The organism is Pseudomonas sp. M47T1 (assembly GCF_000263855.1).
In the GTDB taxonomy this organism is placed as follows: Bacteria; Pseudomonadota; Gammaproteobacteria; order Pseudomonadales; family Pseudomonadaceae; genus Aquipseudomonas.
Genome location: NZ_AJWX01000004.1, coordinates 314,527 through 332,106, shown reverse-complemented (window position 1 = coordinate 332,106; position 17,580 = coordinate 314,527). Strand labels below are relative to the sequence as shown.

At 62.3% G+C, this 17,580-nt stretch carries 19 protein-coding genes; 9 read left to right on the top strand and 10 right to left on the bottom strand.

The features are described from left to right. The first annotated feature begins 48 nt into the window (after positions 1–48). The 4 genes from zur to PMM47T1_RS07295 all read left to right on the top strand — a co-directional run bounded on the left by zur (position 49) and on the right by PMM47T1_RS07295 (position 2,903). Positions 49–531, top strand: a complete 483-nt coding sequence (gene zur, locus PMM47T1_RS07310) for a zinc uptake transcriptional repressor Zur (protein WP_008367230.1) — start codon at positions 49–51, stop codon at positions 529–531. Then, positions 531–1,328 carry a zinc ABC transporter ATP-binding protein ZnuC gene (znuC, locus tag PMM47T1_RS07305; RefSeq protein ID WP_008367228.1) on the top strand — a complete coding sequence of 266 codons (798 nt, stop codon included), beginning with the start codon at positions 531–533 and terminating at the stop codon, positions 1,326–1,328. The genes zur and znuC overlap by 1 nt, the downstream gene beginning before the upstream one ends. Beyond that, a complete protein-coding gene (gene znuB / locus PMM47T1_RS07300) occupies positions 1,321–2,103 on the top strand; it encodes a zinc ABC transporter permease subunit ZnuB (RefSeq protein WP_008367226.1) in 783 nt (260 codons plus the stop codon). The genes znuC and znuB overlap by 8 nt, the downstream gene beginning before the upstream one ends. Before the next feature lie 86 nt (positions 2,104–2,189). Further along, on the top strand, positions 2,190–2,903 hold the full coding sequence (locus PMM47T1_RS07295) for a PA5502 family lipoprotein (protein ID WP_008367223.1): 714 nt from the start codon (positions 2,190–2,192) through the stop codon (positions 2,901–2,903). Between the two features lie 148 nt (positions 2,904–3,051). On the opposite strand, the gene katE is transcribed toward PMM47T1_RS07295, so the two are convergent. Beyond that, positions 3,052–5,190: a catalase HPII gene (katE, locus tag PMM47T1_RS07290; RefSeq protein ID WP_008367221.1), complete on the bottom strand. Its 2,139-nt coding sequence runs from the start codon at positions 5,188–5,190 to the stop codon at positions 3,052–3,054. Positions 5,191–5,456: 266 nt separating this feature from the next. On the opposite strand from katE, the gene PMM47T1_RS07285 reads away from it, so the two are divergent. The 3 genes from PMM47T1_RS07285 to PMM47T1_RS07275 all read left to right on the top strand — a co-directional run bounded on the left by PMM47T1_RS07285 (position 5,457) and on the right by PMM47T1_RS07275 (position 7,985). Then, on the top strand, positions 5,457–6,464 hold the full coding sequence (locus tag PMM47T1_RS07285) for a methionine ABC transporter ATP-binding protein (protein WP_008367219.1): 1,008 nt from the start codon (positions 5,457–5,459) through the stop codon (positions 6,462–6,464). Then, the gene (locus tag PMM47T1_RS07280; protein ID WP_008367217.1) at positions 6,464–7,135 is read left to right on the top strand and encodes a methionine ABC transporter permease; all 672 of its coding nucleotides are present in this window, start codon (positions 6,464–6,466) and stop codon (positions 7,133–7,135) included. Before PMM47T1_RS07285 ends, PMM47T1_RS07280 begins: the two co-directional genes overlap by 1 nt. A 76-nt stretch (positions 7,136–7,211) precedes the next feature. Next, positions 7,212–7,985, top strand: a complete 774-nt coding sequence (locus PMM47T1_RS07275) for a MetQ/NlpA family ABC transporter substrate-binding protein (RefSeq protein WP_008367215.1) — start codon at positions 7,212–7,214, stop codon at positions 7,983–7,985. Between the two features lie 104 nt (positions 7,986–8,089). Here the strand turns inward: PMM47T1_RS07275 and PMM47T1_RS07270 are convergent, their stop codons facing one another. Genes PMM47T1_RS07270 through PMM47T1_RS07250 form a run of 5 tightly spaced genes read right to left on the bottom strand, consistent with a single transcriptional unit; the run spans position 8,090 to position 12,008 of the window. Further along, positions 8,090–8,722, bottom strand: coding sequence for an SCO family protein (locus PMM47T1_RS07270; RefSeq protein WP_008367211.1), 633 nt, complete (start codon positions 8,720–8,722; stop codon positions 8,090–8,092). Continuing rightward, positions 8,719–9,615 carry a heme o synthase gene (gene cyoE, locus PMM47T1_RS07265; protein WP_008367210.1) on the bottom strand — a complete coding sequence of 299 codons (897 nt, stop codon included), beginning with the start codon at positions 9,613–9,615 and terminating at the stop codon, positions 8,719–8,721. Before cyoE ends, PMM47T1_RS07270 begins: the two co-directional genes overlap by 4 nt. A gap of 17 nt (positions 9,616–9,632) precedes the next feature. Continuing rightward, on the bottom strand, positions 9,633–10,682 hold the full coding sequence (locus tag PMM47T1_RS07260) for a COX15/CtaA family protein (protein WP_008367208.1): 1,050 nt from the start codon (positions 10,680–10,682) through the stop codon (positions 9,633–9,635). Positions 10,683–10,693: 11 nt separating this feature from the next. Then, on the bottom strand, positions 10,694–11,287 hold the full coding sequence (locus PMM47T1_RS07255) for a hypothetical protein (protein WP_008367206.1): 594 nt from the start codon (positions 11,285–11,287) through the stop codon (positions 10,694–10,696). Then, positions 11,253–12,008, bottom strand: a complete 756-nt coding sequence (locus tag PMM47T1_RS07250; RefSeq protein WP_043300817.1) for an SURF1 family protein — start codon at positions 12,006–12,008, stop codon at positions 11,253–11,255. The genes PMM47T1_RS07255 and PMM47T1_RS07250 overlap by 35 nt, the downstream gene beginning before the upstream one ends. Before the next feature lie 24 nt (positions 12,009–12,032). On the opposite strand from PMM47T1_RS07250, the gene PMM47T1_RS07245 reads away from it, so the two are divergent. Beyond that, entirely contained in the window at positions 12,033–12,236 is a 204-nt protein-coding gene (locus tag PMM47T1_RS07245) for a twin transmembrane helix small protein (RefSeq protein ID WP_008367202.1), read from the top strand. Between the two features lie 6 nt (positions 12,237–12,242). Here PMM47T1_RS07245 and PMM47T1_RS07240 read toward each other — a convergent pair whose 3' ends face one another. The 4 genes from PMM47T1_RS07240 to coxB are packed head-to-tail and all read right to left on the bottom strand — an operon-like array spanning position 12,243 to position 16,448. Then, the gene (locus PMM47T1_RS07240; RefSeq protein ID WP_008367201.1) at positions 12,243–13,130 is read right to left on the bottom strand and encodes a cytochrome c oxidase subunit 3; all 888 of its coding nucleotides are present in this window, start codon (positions 13,128–13,130) and stop codon (positions 12,243–12,245) included. Positions 13,131–13,163: 33 nt separating this feature from the next. Then, the gene (locus PMM47T1_RS07235; protein ID WP_008367200.1) at positions 13,164–13,697 is read right to left on the bottom strand and encodes a cytochrome c oxidase assembly protein; all 534 of its coding nucleotides are present in this window, start codon (positions 13,695–13,697) and stop codon (positions 13,164–13,166) included. Beyond that, entirely contained in the window at positions 13,694–15,286 is a 1,593-nt protein-coding gene (gene ctaD, locus PMM47T1_RS07230) for a cytochrome c oxidase subunit I (protein WP_008367199.1), read from the bottom strand. Before ctaD ends, PMM47T1_RS07235 begins: the two co-directional genes overlap by 4 nt. A gap of 34 nt (positions 15,287–15,320) precedes the next feature. Beyond that, complete coding sequence (gene coxB / locus PMM47T1_RS07225; RefSeq protein ID WP_008367198.1) at positions 15,321–16,448, bottom strand: cytochrome c oxidase subunit II; 1,128 nt, start codon at positions 16,446–16,448, stop codon at positions 15,321–15,323. Positions 16,449–16,819: 371 nt separating this feature from the next. On the opposite strand from coxB, the gene PMM47T1_RS07220 reads away from it, so the two are divergent. Then, a complete protein-coding gene (locus PMM47T1_RS07220; RefSeq protein ID WP_043300816.1) occupies positions 16,820–17,458 on the top strand; it encodes a hypothetical protein in 639 nt (212 codons plus the stop codon). Positions 17,459–17,580 lie beyond the last annotated feature (122 nt).

The following is a 17,580-nucleotide window of genomic DNA, read 5'->3' as shown; positions in this document are numbered from 1 at the left end:
CAAGAAAAGGTAATATAATAACGTCTCTTACTGATATCGTCGCCGCTCATGCCCAATACCCCGCTGGCCAACCGCCCTCACGATCATTCCCACTGCGTGCACAGCGCCCTGTCGGAAGCCGATGCCCTGTGCGCGCGCATGGGCCTGCGCCTGACTGCCTTGCGCCGTCGGGTACTGGAGTTGGTGTGGCAAAGCCACAAGCCGCTGGGTGCCTACGACATTCTGGCCGTGCTCAGCGAACAGGATGGCCGCCGCGCCGCGCCGCCCACTGTATACCGGGCGCTGGATTTCCTGTTGGAAAACGGCCTGGTGCACCGCATCGCCTCGCTCAATGCCTTCATCGGCTGCAACCACCCGGAACACGCGCATCAGGGCCAGTTCCTGATCTGCCGCGAATGCCACGTGGCGCTTGAGCTGGAACAACCTTCCATCAGCCAGGCCATCGTTGCCAGCGCAGCCGAAGTGGGCTTCCGTGTCGAGGGCCAGACCGTGGAAGTGGTTGGCCTTTGCTCGGCCTGCCAGGCCGCCTGATGAGCGACGCCCTGATCCGCCTGGAACAGGTGGCCGTCACGTTTGCCGGGCAGGCCGTGCTGGACAACATCGAGCTGAGCGTTCGCAGTGGCGAAATCGTCACCCTGATCGGCCCCAATGGCGCTGGCAAGACCACGCTGGTGCGCGCCGTGCTTGGCCTGCTCAAGCCTGACAGCGGCCTGGTGTGGCGCAAGCCCAAGCTACGCATTGGCTACATGCCGCAAAAACTGCACGTAGACCCGACGCTGCCGCTGTCGGTGCTGCGTTTCCTGCGCCTGGTGCCTGGCGTTGACCGCCCGCGCGCCATGGCGGCACTGGCCGAGGTAGGCGCCGAGCAGGTCATCGACAGCCCGGTGCAGAACATTTCCGGCGGCGAAATGCAGCGCGTGCTGCTAGCCCGCGCGCTGCTGCGCGAGCCGCAACTGCTGGTACTGGACGAGCCGGTGCAAGGCGTGGACGTGGCCGGCCAGGCCGAGCTGTACAGCCTGATCACGCGCCTGCGGGACCGTCATGGCTGCGGCGTGCTGATGGTGTCCCACGACCTTCACCTGGTGATGAGCACCACCGACCAGGTGGTGTGCCTGAACCGCCACGTCTGCTGTTCCGGGCACCCTGAGCAGGTCAGCGGCGACCCGGCCTTTGTCGAGCTGTTCGGCGACCACGCCCCCAGCCTGGCGGTGTATCACCACCACCACGACCATGCCCACGACCTGCATGGCCAGGTCGTGGCGGGCGATGGCAAGCACTCGGGCATCCTTACCCCCCACGTACATGGAGACGGCTGCAAGCATGGCTGATTTTCTGCTTTATGCCTTGCTGGCTGGCTTGTCCCTGGCAGTGGTTGCCGGCCCCCTGGGCTCGTTCGTGGTGTGGCGGCGCATGGCCTATTTCGGCGATACCCTGTCCCACGCCGCGCTGCTTGGCGTGGCCCTGGGCTTCGTCCTGGACGTCAGTCCGGCGCTGGCCGTGACCGTGGGCTGCCTGCTGTTGGCGATTGTGCTGGTCACCCTGCAACAGCGCCAACCACTGGCTTCGGACACCCTGCTGGGCATCCTGGCGCCCAGCACGCTGTCGCTGGGCCTGGTGGTGCTGAGCTTCATGCACGATGTGCGTATCGACCTGATGAGCTACCTGTTCGGCGACCTGCTGGCGATCAGCCCCACTGACCTGGCCTGGATTCTGGGTGGCAGTGCCGCGGTCATGGCCCTGGTGCTGGCCCTGTGGCGCCCGCTGCTGGCCGTGACAGTGCACGAAGAACTGGCACGGGTGGAAGGCCTGCCGGTCGCCGCCCTGCGCATGACATTGATGCTGTTGATTGCCATCGTCATTGCCGTGGCGATGAAAATAGTCGGCGTGCTACTGATCACCTCGCTGCTGATCATCCCGGCGGCAGCGGCCCAGCGCCATGCCCGATCCCCGGAGCAAATGGCCTTGGGCGCCAGTATTCTCGGGGTGATCGCGGTGTGTGCCGGGCTGGCAATGTCGTGGTTCAAAGACACGCCGGCCGGGCCGTCAATCGTCGTCTGCGCCGCTACACTGTTCCTATTGAGCTTTGCGCTGCCCCGTCGATAACGGCGGTGATCTGTCACAGGTTATTTTCGTGTCACCAGACAGGGTGTAGACTTGCTCGCTTTTTGCGCAAATAGAGAGTCGCAGGAATGAAGCCGTTCGCCTCCCGTTATCTGCTCCTTGCCGCATTTTCGCTCATATTGGGCGCTTGCCAGAGCCACACGCTGCAGCCCGACGCCCCCGCGCCGGTGACTGATGCGTTTCTGCAGTTGCAACAGAATATCGACAGCGGCGAGTTGGCCACCGCCGAGGACCAGTTGGGCACACTGCAAAAGCAGAGCCCGGATGACCCGCGCCTGGAGCCTTACCAGCGCCAGTTGGCCGAAGCTTACCTGCAACGCAGCCAGATCGTTCTGCAGAAGGGTGACGTCAATGCCGCCGCCACCGCGCTGGCCCGTGCCCGCGTGCTGATGCCCAAGGCCCCGGCCCTCACCGGTGGCGCCAACGGCCCGATCCGCCAGGGGCGCAAGGCCGAGCTGGACAAGGCCGAGGCCGCCTTGCAGGCAGCCGAAACCAAGCCTGTAGCGAAGGTCATCGACCCTACGGCCCAGAGCACGCCGGTGGCCTTGAACATTACTGAAAGCCGAGCCTTGCAGCGCCAGCTGGATGACATCGCTACCGACGTGGTGAATTACCACTGTGACGTGCTGGTGGTGGTGCCGCGCACCCAGGATTGGCCGTGGTTGCAAGCGCTGATCAAGAAGCGTGTGGACAAGCTGGCGCCTGATCTGCAATGGCAGCTGGGCCACAAGGTTGTGCGCAACCAGGCGGCACAGGTGGTGCTGACGCCCCGCAAGCCATAATTCCCCTTCGCCAGGGGCCATAAACAACCGTGGGAGCGGGTTCTACCCGCGAAGCAAGCACTGCGGAGTATCTGGCACTCCACGGTGTACTTTTCGCGGGTAGGACCCGCCCCCACAGACGGCGGATGCTTCTACCAGGGACGAGCTGTCAGGCCGGGACTGCCTTGGCTTTTGGCTCGCGGTCCCATACGCGGTGCTTGGCGATGGCCTCGATGAAGGCTCTGTGGGCCTTGGCGTCGTCACCTGCCACCAGCCCGGCGTCCTCTTCAAGCTTCAGCCCGTCGATCAAAGCCTTGGCCTCGGTGTTCACGCCAATGGCTTTCAAGTGCTTGTAGGCTTCCAGCAGGAAGTGCAACGCCACGCCGTCACCGCCCAGCGCCTGCACCGACGCCTTGCCACCGGGCACCCATACTGCATCGAACGCCACTGACGGCAGCCCCTCGGCCGAAGCATCCACCGGCAGTGCCTTGCCATCAGCCGTCTTCACCGGCGCCGAGGTCGGGCCCAGCACCTTGGCGTGTGCACCTTCGGCGGCCAGCGCTTTCTTCACAGCATCGACCTGACTGCCGTCGACACCGTTGGCCACCAGGATGGCCACCTTGCGCCCCTTGATGTCGCCCGACAGCAAGTTCAATTGGCTTAGCGCCGGGGATGCCTTTAGCGAAGGCTCCGGCACCTTCACGGTCCCGGCCTTGGGCGCCGGCAGGCCGAGGTTGGCAGCCACGCGGGCAGCCAGGTCCAGGTCAATGTTGGCGAGAATCTCGTTTACCTCGCGAATACGAATATGCTCACGATCGACCTTGCCCAGTTCGAAGCTGTAGGCCGCGATCACATGCTCCTGTTCAGGCTTACTCAGGCTGTGAAAGAACAGCCGTGCCTGGGAGAAGTGATCGGCGAACGACTCACTGCGCTGGCGAATCTTGTGGGCCTCGATGCGTTCGGGGTAGGACACAAAGCCGCCATCCTGGGCCGCCGCCGGGGTTTCCTTTGGCCAGCCGCCATCAATGGAATTGGGCTCGTAGGAAGCCCGGCCCTTGTCGATGGTGACGCGGTGCTGAGCGTCGCGCTGGCTACTGTGGTTGGGCGCCAGCGGGCGATTGATGGGGATCTCATGGAAGTTCGGCCCGCCCAGACGGCTGATCTGGGTATCGGTGTAGGAGAACAGTCGGCCCTGTAGCAATGGGTCGTTGGAGAAGTCGATGCCGGGCACGATGTGGCCTGGGCAGAAGGCGACCTGCTCGGTTTCGGCAAAGTAGTTGTCGGGGTTGCGGTTGAGCACCATCTTGCCCAACGGCGTCACGGGCACCAGTTCTTCCGGGATGATCTTGGTAGGGTCCAGCAGGTCGAAGTCAAACTTGTGCTCATCTTCTTCCGGGACGATCTGCACGCCGAACTCCCATTCGGGGTAGTCGCCCATCTCGATGGCTTCCCACAGGTCCCGCCGATGGTAGTCGGTATCCTTGCCCGCCAGTTTCTGCGCTTCGTCCCACACCAGCGAGCACACGCCGGCCTTAGGCTTCCAGTGGAACTTCACGAAGCTGGACTTACCCTCGGCATTGATCAGGCGGAAGGTGTGAATACCGAAGCCTTCCATGGTGCGCAGGCTTTTCGGGATGGCCCGGTCGGACATGGTCCAGATCACCATGTGCGCCGATTCCGGCACCAGCGATACGAAGTCCCAGAAAGTATCGTGGGCTGAGCCGCCCGTGGGTATTTCATTGTGCGGCTCGGGCTTCACTGCATGGACGAAATCGGGAAACTTGATGGCATCCTGGATGAAAAACACCGGCATGTTGTTGCCAACCAAGTCAAAATTGCCTTCATCGGTATAGAACTTGACGGCAAAGCCGCGCACATCGCGGACGGTGTCGCCGGAGCCACGGGGGCCCTGTACCGTGGAAAAACGCACGAATACAGGGGTCTGTTTCGACGGATCCTGAAGGAAACCTGCCTTGGTCAGCTGGGAGTGCGCCTCATAAGTCTGGAAATAGCCGTGCGCACCGGTACCGCGGGCATGAACAATGCGCTCGGGAATGCGCTCATGGTCAAAATGCGTGATTTTCTCGCGCATGATGAAATCTTCCAGCAGCGAAGGGCCGCGCGCGCCGGCTTTAAGCGTGTTCTGGTTGTCGCTGACCTTGACCCCCTGGTTGGTCCTCAGGGCCTGGCCAGTAGCGTCGGAGCGAAAGGTTTCCAGGCTGTCGAGCTTGGCATTGGTATTGGCGCGGTCCGGTGTGTCGGTACCAGCGGCTTCGCTTTTGGTCGAAGTGGGCGAATTCTTTTTCATCTGTCCTAGACTCCTCATCGGCAGCCCCGTTGCGGGTGATCTGCATGGGCGAAAATCCCTGTCACGGGCAGGGATGATAGAGATGCCTAGGTAGTGACTGGCCTGTTTTACGGCCGTTCCTTTTATTTTGAACGCCTTTGATCGCCTTATTGCCGAATGAAAGGATGTTTAGAAAATAAATGCTAAGTCTATCTATACGGACAGGCTAAAATGCGCGACCGGCTAACCCACGCCCCCCTTTCCATGCGCCCCACAAGGTTCGCTACGTGATCGAGTTCCAAAATGTCCATAAAACCTACCGCGTAAACGGTAGGGAAATCCCCGCGCTGCACCCTACCAACCTGACCGTCGAGAACGGCCAGGTCTTCGGCCTGATTGGCCACTCGGGTGCTGGCAAAAGTACCCTCCTGCGCCTGATCAACCGCCTTGAGGCGCCAAGCGGCGGCAAGATCATCGTGGATGGCGAAGACGTCACCGCGTTCGATGCCAACCACCTGCGCCGCTTCCGCCAGCAGGTCGGCATGATCTTCCAACACTTCAACCTGCTGGCGTCCAAGACCGTGGCCGACAACGTCGCGCTGCCGCTGCGCCTGGCGGGCGAATTGTCTGCCAGCGAAATCAACAAGCGTGTCGCCGCGCTTCTGGAGCGTGTCGGTCTGTCCGACCATGCGAAGAAGTACCCGGCGCAGCTGTCTGGCGGCCAGAAGCAGCGCGTGGGCATTGCCCGCGCCCTATCCACCAACCCCAAGGTACTGCTATGTGACGAGGCCACCAGTGCCCTCGACCCGCAGACCACGGCGTCGGTGCTGCAACTGCTGGCCGAGATCAACCGCGAACTGAAACTGACCATCGTCCTTATCACCCACGAGATGGACGTGATCCGCCGGGTGTGTGACCAGGTGGCGGTGATGGATGCCGGCGTGATCGTCGAGCAGGGCCCCGTGGCGGAAGTGTTCCTGCACCCCAAGCACCCCACCACCAAGCGCTTTGTCCAGGAAGACGAAGAAGTCGACGAGAACGACCAGCGTGCCGATTTCGCCCACGTGCCGGGTCGCATCGTGCGCCTGACCTTCCAGGGCGAAGCAACCTATGCGCCGCTGCTGGGCACCGTCGCCCGTGAAACCGGCGTGGACTACAGCATCCTGGCTGGCCGCATCGACCGCATCAAAGACACGCCATACGGGCAACTGACCCTGGCCATTACCGGTGGCGACATGGACGCTGCCTTCGCCCGCTTCACCTCTGCAGACGTTCATATGGAGGTGCTGCGCTGATGGACTTTCTCAATTACTTCGCCAACGTCGACTGGTCCGAGATTCTCGAAGCCACCAATGACACCATGGTGATGCTCGGCGCCTCGCTGATCTTTACCGTGCTGCTGGGCCTGCCGCTGGGCGTGCTGCTGTTCATCTGCGGCCCACGCCAGCTGTTCGAGAACAAGGGCCTCTACGCCTTGCTGGCGCTGTGCGTGAACGTGCTGCGTTCGCTGCCATTCATCATTCTGCTGATTGTACTGATCCCGGTCACCGTGCTGATCACCGGCACCTCGCTGGGTGTGGCGGGCGCGATTCCGCCGCTGGTCATCGGTACCACGCCGTTCTTCGCGCGGCTGGTGGAAACCGCCCTGCGTGAAGTGGACCGCGGCATCATCGAGGCTACCCAGTCGATGGGCGCCACACCTCGGCAGATCATCATGAATGCGCTGCTGCCCGAGGCAATGCCTGGCATCATCGCGGCGATTACCGTGACGGCAATCACCCTGGTTTCCTACACTGCAATGGCCGGTGTAGTCGGTGCTGGCGGCCTCGGTGACCTGGCGATCCGCTTTGGTTATCAGCGCTTCCAGACTGACGTGATGATTGTCACCGTGGTTATCCTGGTGGTGCTGGTGCAGGTGTTGCAGACCATCGGCGACAAGCTGGTGGTGCACTTCTCGCGCAAGTAAACGTCTGTAATTGAATGACCCGCCGCGGCCCTTGCCCCGGCGCCCGGGGCTCGTCGAGCCCCACAAGGAGCTGATAATGAAAAAACTGCTGGCGGCCTTTGCCGCCGTGGCCGCGCTGTCGGCCCACGCCAACGACACCCTGACCGTTGCGGCCACCGCCGTGCCCCACGCCGAAATCCTCGAATTCGTAAAGCCGCAGCTGGCCAAGGAAGGCGTGGACCTGAACGTGAAGGTGTTCACCGACTACATCCAGCCCAATGTGCAGGTAGCGGAGAAGCGCCTGGACGCCAACTTCTTCCAGCACCAGCCGTACCTGGATGAGTTCAACAAGGGCAAGGGCACTAACCTGGTCGCCGTGACCGGCGTGCACCTGGAGCCACTGGGCGCCTATTCGAGCAAGTGGAAGAAACTGGCCGACCTGCCGGGCGGCGCCAACGTGGTCATCCCCAACGATGCCACCAACGGCGGCCGTGCATTGTTGCTGCTGCAGAAAGTGGGCCTGATCAAGCTGAAGAACCCGACCGACATCCTGTCCACGCCCAAGGACATCGTCGAGAACAGCAAGGACCTGAAAATCCGTGAGCTGGAAGCTGCGACCCTGCCGCGCGTGCTGACCCAGGTTGACCTGGCGCTGATCAACACCAACTACGCATTGGAAGCCAAGCTGGACCCGTCCAAGGATGCCCTGGCCATCGAGGGCAACGACTCGCCTTACGTCAACATCCTGGTGGCCCGCCCGGACAACAAGGATTCGCCCGCCATGCAGAAGCTGGCAGCGGCGCTGCACAGTCCTGAGGTGAAAGCGTTCATTCAGGACAAGTACAAAGGCGCGATCATCCCGGCGTTCTAAAGCGGCGCCTGTGACGGGGCCTTGGGCGGTGTGATTCTGACCCTGGGCCCGCTGCGCGGGCCTTTGCAGCCTTCGGCAGCAGCTCGTCGTGTCGCGGTATCACATTAGTTGCGCTGCACCAGCGCCGGCAACTGCGCCACCAGCTTCGGCCCGTTCAGGGGCGAACGAATAAAGCCCCTCTGGGTACCATCCGGCCCCAGCAACGCCAGGTTGCCACTGTGCTCCACGGTGTAGTTGGGCTTGCTGGTGTCCGCCGCAATGTATGGAATGCTCAAGCCGTTGGCCAGTTTCTGCAAACCGCTGCCATCCCCCGTAAACCCACGAAAATCCTTGTCGAAATAACCCAGGTACTGCTTGAGCTGCTGCGGTGTATCGCGGCTCGGGTCAACGCTGACCAAAATGACCTGCAGACGCGCCGCGGCCGCCGCCGGCAGCTCGCTCTTGACCTGGCGCAGTTGCGCCAAGGTAGTGGGGCAGATGTCCGGGCAGAAGGTGTAGCCGAAGAACAGCAGGCTCCATTTGCCTTTCAAATCGTCCAGCGCCACTGGCTTGCCGTCCTGGTCGGTCATGGTCACCGACGGCACGGTGCGGTGCTCGGGCAACAGGATGATGCCGGCGTCGATGAACGACGTGTTGGCGCCCTCGCGGTTGTCCTGCAGCACGCGGTGCACGGTCAGGCCGATGATGATCGCAACAATGGCGGCAAGGATGAAGACGGTCTTCTGGACTCGGGTCATAGGCTCAGCAACAGGTAATGATCGACGAGCAGGGCGATGAACAGCAGCAACAGGTACCAGATCGAGTACTTGAACAGGCTCATGGCCGCGTGCGGATTGCTGCCACGGTACAGCACCACGGCCCATTGCAGGAAGCGTGCGCCCAGGCCCAGGGCGCAGAACAGGTAGAGCAGGCCACTCATGCGAATCACGTAGGGCAACAGGGTGGCCGCCAGCATCAGGCCGGTGTAGAGCAGGATATGCACCTTGGTGTAGTACACACCGTGGGTCACCGGCAGCATGGGGATTTCGGCACGTGCGTATTCCTCGCGCCGGTGGATGGCCAGCGCCCAGAAATGCGGCGGGGTCCAGGCGAAGATGATCAGCACCAGCAGCAACGGCTCGGCGCTCAGATGCCCGGTTACCGCCACCCAACCCAGCATGGGCGGCGCGGCCCCCGCCAGGCCGCCGATGACGATATTCTGCGGCGTGGCACGCTTGAGAAAGCCGGTGTAGACCACCGCGTACCCCAGCAGCGAAGCCAGCGTCAGCCACGCACACAAGGGGTTGGTGAACACCAGCAGCAAGGCCATGCCTGTCAGCGCCAGCGCGGCGGCGAAGCCCAGGGCCGCGCCCGGCCCCAGGCGTCCTTCGGCAATAGGGCGCTTGTGGGTGCGGGCCATGAGGGCATCGATGCGCCGGTCTACCACGTGGTTGATCACGGCCGCGCCACCTGCGCAGAAGGCAATGCCCAGGTTGCCAAGTATCAGTACGGTCCAGGGCACGCCACTGCGGGTGGCCAGGAACATGCCCACCAGCGATGTCATCAGCATCAGTACCACCACCCGTGGCTTGGTCAGCTCCAGGTAGTCGCGCCAACCGGCCTGGACGTGGTCGCCCGTTGCCGTACTCATCGGCTTTCTCCTCGTTGTCACTTACCTGACCAGAGCACCGGCAGGTGGGGGCGCCAATGGCGGCGCTGCACAACCGCCCGTGGAACGGGCAGTGCGCGCAATCGGTAGTTCACTGCAATCAGTGTCATCAACAGTATGGCCCCACCTGCGTTATGGGCCACTGCCACGGCCAAGGGCAAATGCAACACCACGTTGCTGATACCCAGGGTCACTTGCAGCGCCAGCGCCGCCAGCACCGCCGCACCCATCCGCCCCTGGCCTTCACCACGCAGGTGCCAGGCAAGCCCCAGCAGCGCCAGGCTCAAGAGGCAGGCGCCAGCCCGGTGGGTAAGATGGATGGCGGTACGCGCCTCGCTGTCCAAGTGGCCGCCCAGGTAATCAGGGCCAATGTGCTGGGTAAGGTGAAAGCCATTGGCGAAATCGGCATCGGGCAGCCACTGACCCTGGCACAACGGGAAGTCGGTGCAGGCCATGGCCGCGTAGTTGGAACTGACCCAGCCGCCCAGGGCGATCTGGCCAACCACCAGGCCCAGACTCAGCAATGCCCAGCGGCGCAGGCGCGGGGTGACGCCGGGTAGCGGGGCGAACGCGGCGGACAGACGCAGGCTCAGCAGGAACAGCAGGCTCAGGGTGGCGAAACCTCCCAGCAGGTGCGAGGTGACCACCTGTGGCCACAGTTTCAGCGTCACCGTCCACATGCCGAATGCTGCCTGGGCCACCACCACGCCCAGCAGGATCAGCGGCAGGCGGTAAGGCTGGCCATCGCGGCCGTGACGACGCCAGGCCTGCATGGCCAACAAGCCCACCAACAAGGCCAGGCTACCCGCACAATAGCGGTGAATCATCTCGCTCCAGCCTTTTTCCGGCTGCACGGGGTGTTCGGGGAAATGTGCCTGGGCATGGGCCAGCTGCGCATCGGAGCTGGGTACCGTAATGAAGCCGTAGCAGCCGGGCCAGTCGGGGCAACCCAGGCCCGCATGGGTGAGCCGGGTGTAGGCACCCAGCAATACCACCAGCAAGGCAAGCAGGGTGGCCAGCACGGCGAGGCGATATCCAGGTTTGGCCATAATGGTGGCTCCTACCCTATGTTGGACAGTTTGAGCAGTTGGCGCAGGTCGTTGAGCAAATCCTTGCCATCGCCCCCGGTGCCGTAGCGCAGCACCAGGTTGCCGTGAGGGTCGACAATCCACAGGTGCGGGCCGGGCTTGCCCTCCACCATCGTTGCGTACTTGTCGAGAGCCAGCGGGTAGCGTTGCAATCGAGGGTATTCGCGGCTCAGGCGGGCTTCGTATTCGGCGCTTTGCGGCCCGGGCCCGGCCAAGGCATGGCTGGCGCGCGAGGCGTCGCGGCCTAGGCCTATCTGGATCTGCCGCGCCAGGTACACCAGTTGCTGGCAATCGGCAGCGCATTCACCGGGCGTGGTCACCAGCATCTGCCAGCGTTTTTCGTCAGCCTGCACGCCCAGGTCGGCGCGGCTCTGGCCGTTGGCGATCAACTCGCCGTGGTAACTGCGGCCTTCAGGCACCCAGAAGTTGAGTTTGTACATGAAGGTGGCCAGCACCATGGGGCCAACGGTCACCAGCAGGATCAGCAAAAGCTGTAGCCGCCCCTTGCGGCGCGTGGGCACCGGCTTTGCCTCAGACGGGCCGGGTGGATTCATGGCCACTCCCATGGCGCTTCTCCTTCTTGTTATGGAAGCCAAAGTAGAGGTACAGCCCCGCCAGGGTCAGGGTCATGGCGAACCACTGCACGGCATAGCCGATATGTTGTTCCGGGCCCAGGGCCACCACCGGCCAGCCCAGCTGGTAGGCGCCAGGCCCCGACGTCAGGCGCAGTTCATGGCCATAACCGTCGCGCCCAAGCTCGCCCCACATGGCACTGGGATCAAAGGCGGTAACCAACCGGGGCCAGGGCTGGTTGATGGGGTCGGCGCTCAGTTGATAGGTGGCGCCCGGGGGTACGTAAACCCAGGCCTCCAGGTTCACCACCTGCGCAGGGGTATCGAAGTGCGGCGGCGTGCGCCGGTCCTGCCAGGGCAGCCAGCCCCGGTTCACCAGCAACCACAGGTCGCTGGCCTGGTCGTGGAACGGCTGCAACAGTTCGATGCCCACGCGGCCATTGCGCTGGCGGTTATCCAGCATCAGGCTGTGCTCGGCGTCGAATTGACCACGCAGCAACACCCGGCGAAACGCGGGTGCTTGCAGGCCTTGCAACTGCGCGCTGGCGATGGGTTCGGCCAACCGGTGTTCGGCATCCAGGGCCAGCAGCTGGCGCTTCTCCTCGGCACGGTTCAGTTGCCAGACACCCAGGCTGGCCAGCAGCGGCAGCAGCGCCATGACCACCAGGGTTGGCAACCAGCCTGGGCGAAAGCGCCTCGCTATACTTGAATACATCGCTTGCCCCTCTGGAGTCTCGCCATGCTCAAAGCCGCGATTGTGCTGATGTTGCTGGCGACGGTCGCCAGCCTGTTCAGCGGCCTGTTCTTCCTGGTCAAGGACGAGGGGCGTTCTGATCGCCTGCTCAAGGCCTTGACGTTGCGCGTCACCCTGGCCGCCCTGACCATCGGCCTGGTGGCGTGGGGTTTCTACAGCGGCCAGCTGACGTCCCATGCCCCCTGGTAATGGCGCCTACAGCACGTACACGAAGATAAACAGCCCCACCCACACCACGTCGACAAAGTGCCAATACCAGCTGGCGGCCTCGAAACCGAACTGGTGATCGGCATCGAAGTGCCCGCGCATGATGCGGATCAGCATCACCGTGAGAATCAGCGTGCCCATGGTCACGTGGGCACCATGGAAACCCGTGAGCATGAAAAAGGTGGCGCCATAGATGCCGGAGCCCAGGGTCAGCCCCAGCTCTTCATACGCCTCCACATACTCGTGGGCCTGCAGGAACAGAAAGCTCACCCCCAGCAGGATGGTGGCGGCCAACCACAGCTTCAGCGGCCCGCGATGGCCGCGCTTGAGCGCATGGTGGGCAATGGTCACGGTGACGCTGGAGCTGACCAGCAATATGGTGTTGATCAGCGGCAAGTGCCAGGGGTCGATCACGCCCTTGGGCGGTGGAAACAGTGCCGGGTCGGGGGTGTGCAACAGCGGCCAGGCGAACTGGAAATTGGGCCACAGCATGTGCGCGATGCCCTTGGGGCCTTCGCCGCCAAGCGCCGGCCCGGCTATGTTACGCACGTAGAACAGTGCGCCGAAGAAGGCGACAAAGAACATCACCTCGGAAAAAATGAACCACGACATGCCCCAGCGGAACGAGCGATCCAGTTGCGGGCTGTACAGCCCCGCGCGGCTTTCCTTGATGACCGTGCCAAACCAGCCAAACATCATGTAGGCAATGATCAGCGCACCCACAAAAAAAATCAGCGGCCCGTGGGAATGGGCGTGGGCCGCCTTCAGGTCATTGAACCAGGTACCCAGGCCGAACACCGTGGTCAGCAGGCCCAGCGTGGCAATGATCGGCCACTTGCTTTGCGCCGGAACGTAATAGTGTTGGTGGGTTGCCATGTGGGTGCTCTCCGTTGTTGCCGGTTGATGCAATCAACTGCCGGTCTTGATCGGCGGGTGCCGGGCGGTGATATCGAACAGCGTGTAGGCCAGCGTCAGGTGCTTGATGTCCTTGGGCAGGTCGCGATCGACGATGAAACGCACCGGCATTTCGATGCGCTCACCCGGGTCCAGTACCTGCTGGGTGAAACAAAAGCATTCGGTCTTGTGGAAGTACGCCGCCGCTTCCGACGGCGCGATGCTGGGCACCGCCTGGGCACTCATGGCATGGTCGGTGGGGTTGCGCGCCACAAAGATCATCTGCGTGACGGCGCCCGGGTGCACCGTGACTTCCGGCGCCTTGGAGTAGAACTCCCAGACCATGTCGGCATTGTTGGTGGGCATGAACTGCACGCGCACCTCGCGGCTGGGGTCCACCACCTGGCTGCCCTCGTACTGCCCGGCGGTCTTGCCGTTGATGCCGAAGGTCTTGCACATCACGTCGTACAGCGGCACCAGCGCAAAGCCGAAGGCAAACATTGCCACCACCACCAACAACAAGCGGCTAACCAGCCGGCGGGTGTTCATTTCACCTCCGGCGGCGTGCTGAAGGTGTGGTAGGGCGCTGGCGAGGGAATGGTCCACTCCAGGCCCTCGGCGCCATCCCAGGGTTTGGCCGGGGCAGGGGGGCCGCCGCGGATGGTCTTGATGACAATGAACAGGAAGAAGATCTGCGTGGCGCCAAAGGTGAAGGCGCCAATCGAGGACACCATGTTGAAGTTGGCGAACTGCAGGTTGTAGTCCGGCACCCGCCGTGGCATGCCGGCCAGGCCAACGAAATGCATGGGGAAGAAGGCCATGTTCATCCCGATGAACGACAGCCAGAAGTGCAGTTTGCCGAGGGTTTCGTCGTACATGTGGCCGGTCCATTTCGGCAGCCAGAAATACGCCGAGGCAAAAATCCCGAATATAGCCCCTGGCACCAGCACGTAATGGAAGTGCGCCACCACGAAATAGGTGTCCTGGTACTGGAAGTCAGCGGGCGCGATGGCCAGCATCAGGCCGGAAAAGCCACCGATGGTGAACAGAATCACGAAGGCCACGGCAAACAGCATGGGCGTCTCGAAGGTCAGCGAACCCTGCCACATGGTGCTGATCCAGTTGAACACCTTCACCCCGGTGGGCACGGCAATGAGCATGGTGGCGTACATGAAGAACAGCTCGCCCACCAGGGGGATGCCGACCACAAACATGTGGTGCGCCCACACCAGGAAGGACAGAAAGGCGATGCTCGCGGTGGCGTAAACCATCGAGGTGTAGCCGAACAACGGCTTGCGCGAAAACGCCGGGATTATCGAGCTGATGGCGCCGAACGCCGGCAAAATCATGATGTAGACCTCGGGGTGGCCAAAGAACCAGAACACATGTTGGAACAGCACGGGGTCGCCACCACCGGCAGCGCTGAAGAAGCTGGTGCCGAAGTGGATATCCATCAGCATCATGGTCACGCAGCCGGCCAGCACCGGCATCACCGCGATCAGCAGGAACGCAGTGATCAGCCAGGTCCAGACGAACAGCGGCATTTTCATCAGGGTCATGCCCGGTGCCCGCAGGTTGAGGATGGTGGCGATGATGTTGATCGCCCCCATGATCGAGCTGATGCCCATCAGGTGGATGGCAAAGATGAAGAACGTCACGCTGGCAGGGGCGTAGGTGGTGGACAGCGGGGCGTAGAAGGTCCAGCCAAAGTTGGGCCCGCCGCCCGGGCTGAACAGGGTCGACACCAGCAGCAGGAACGCAGCCGGCAGCAGCCAGAAACTGAAGTTGTTCATGCGCGGCAGGGCCATGTCCGGCGCGCCGATCATCAGCGGGATCATCCAATTGGCCAGGCCGACGAAGGCCGGCATCACGGCGCCGAACACCATGACCAGGCCATGCATGGTGGTCATCTGGTTGAATAATGCCGGTTCCACGATTTGCAGCCCGGGTTGGAACAGTTCGGCACGAATCACCATGGCAAACGAGCCGCCCAGCAGGAACATGCAGAAGCTGAACCACAAGTACAGGGTGCCAATGTCTTTATGGTTGGTGGTCAGCACCCAGCGCATCAGGCCTTTGGCCGGGCCGTGAGCGTGGTCATCCCCGGTGTGGCCATGATCGTCGATCACTGCACTCATGTCGTGTCTTCCTCGGCAAGCACGCTTGCGCGGTTTATTTGGCTTGGGCCTGTTTCAACGCGAGCACATCCTTGGGCGTGACCATGTCACCCTTGTTGTTGCCCCAGGCGTTACGTTCGTAAGTGACCACGGCGGCGATATCGACTTCCGACAGCTGCTTGCCGAAGGCGGCCATGGCCGTGCCCGGTTTGCCGAAGAACACCCGGTTCAGGTGCGCCTCCTTGGGCCCGGTGGCTATGGGCGAACCCTTGAGCGACGGGAACATCGGCGGCAGGCCCTGGCCTTCGGCCTGGTGACAGGCCACGCAGGTGGTGTGGTAGACCTTGTCGCCACGCTCCACCAGCTCCTGCAGGGTCCAGTCCTTACTGGTCAGTTCCTTGAGCTTGGCCGCCTCGGCCTTGCGCGCGCCCAGCCAGGTGTCGAAGTCGGCCTGGGTCTTGGCCTCCACCACGATGGGCATGAAACCATGGTCCTTGCCGCACAGTTCACTGCACTGGCCGCGGTAGATGCCCGGCTTGTCGATGCGCGTCCAGGCTTCATTGACGAAACCTGGGATGGCATCGCGCTTCACTGCGAAGGCCGGCACCCACCAGGAATGGATCACGTCGGCGGCGGTCACCAGAAAGCGGATCTTCACGCCCACTGGCAGCACCAGCGGGTTGTCCACTTCCAGCAAGTAGTGTTCGTCCTTGGGCGCCTGGTTGTGAATCTGCTCCTGGGGCGTGGCCAGGTTGCTGAAGAATTCCACGTCCTGGCCCAGGTACTTGTAGTGCCACTTCCATTGGTAGCCGGTGATCTGGATGTCCAGGTCCGGTTCGCTGGTGTCGTACATGCGGATCAGGGTGCGGGTAGCGGGGATGGCCATGACAATCAGGATGACCAGCGGCACCACGGTCCAAAGGATTTCTACCTTGGTGCTTTCATGGAAATGAGCAGCTACCTGGCCGGTAGAACGACGGTGGATGATCATCGACCAGAACATCGCGCCGAACACCACGATGCCGATGACCACGCAGATCCAGAAGATGGTCATGTGCAGGTCGAAGACCTGATTGCTGATGGACGTCACCCCCGGTGCCATGTTGGTGGTCCAGGCAGCGTAGGCAGGTGTAAATGTCGACCACAGCGCAAGGCCCATCCAGACTTGTGGATGTCGCATCATCGCGGGTTCCCCTTATCGTTCTTGTTCTACCCCAGGCTTTGCAAGCCCACGGCTAAGGGAGCGGCGGTCAAGACAGCGAACTTTAACGGCCGGGGCCTTGCTGCGCTTGCAGTCGGGCATCAGGCAACGCGTTACTAAGGCGAGTATAGACAGCGCCCCTAGGCGCGCAATGAATGGCCGGAAATGAAAATTTTCAGCGCAACCCGCGTGCTTGAGCTACCACGCAAACCGTGGCTTGGCGCCCCGAGACAACGCAGCGTTATAGCCGTTCCATATAAAGGTTAAATAATTATGACAAATGCGTCTTAGACAACGTCAGAAGCCAGCTAACCTAGGTCTTCCGTTTGAAATCGTTCCTCCCTGGAGTCTTCATGAACACCGCCGCATTGCGCGAGCAGATCCAACGTGCCCATCAACACGAGGCCGACACCGGCCATCTGACCCAGCAACTGGAAAAACAGTTGCCCCATTTGCACCCCGCCATCCAGCTTCCCGAAGCGGATCGCCAGGGCGTGCTGACCCGGTTCGTGAAAGCCTACATCGACCAGGTTCCAGACATGCTCGACGCCGCAAACGATGTCGCGGTCAAGGCCGGCATCGAGTCGCAGATCAAACCTGTGCTGAAAATCGCCGAACACTACTTCATCCAGCCGCCAAAGGAACTGAGCGGGCATGAAGGGCTGGACTGCCTGCTGGATGAAGCCTACCTGGCCCACCGCTTGGTGGAAGAGGTGAACGACCTGTACATCAAACACTTTCAGCAGCCGCTGATTCCGCTGGATACCACTGTGGCCAACCTCATCGCCCACCAGCTGATTGGCGAAGCCTTCGCCAACCAGCTGGACGAAGTGGTGCACCATTCGGTGGATAACATGCTCAATGATGAAAGCTTTGCGCTGGAGTCGGTGGAACAGTACCGCGACAAGCTGAGCGCCAAGGAAACCGGCGATGCCTGGAGCCAGTGGCCGTGCCTGTCGCGCCAGTTCGGGCTGGAGCTGGATCTCAACTGAGCCGCTACGACCGGGCTTTTGTGGGAGCGGGCTCTGCCCGCGAAGAGAACACCGTGAAGTATCGACCGATCGCAGCGCTCTTTTCGTGGGCAGAGCCCACTCCCACACAAACAAAATGTACG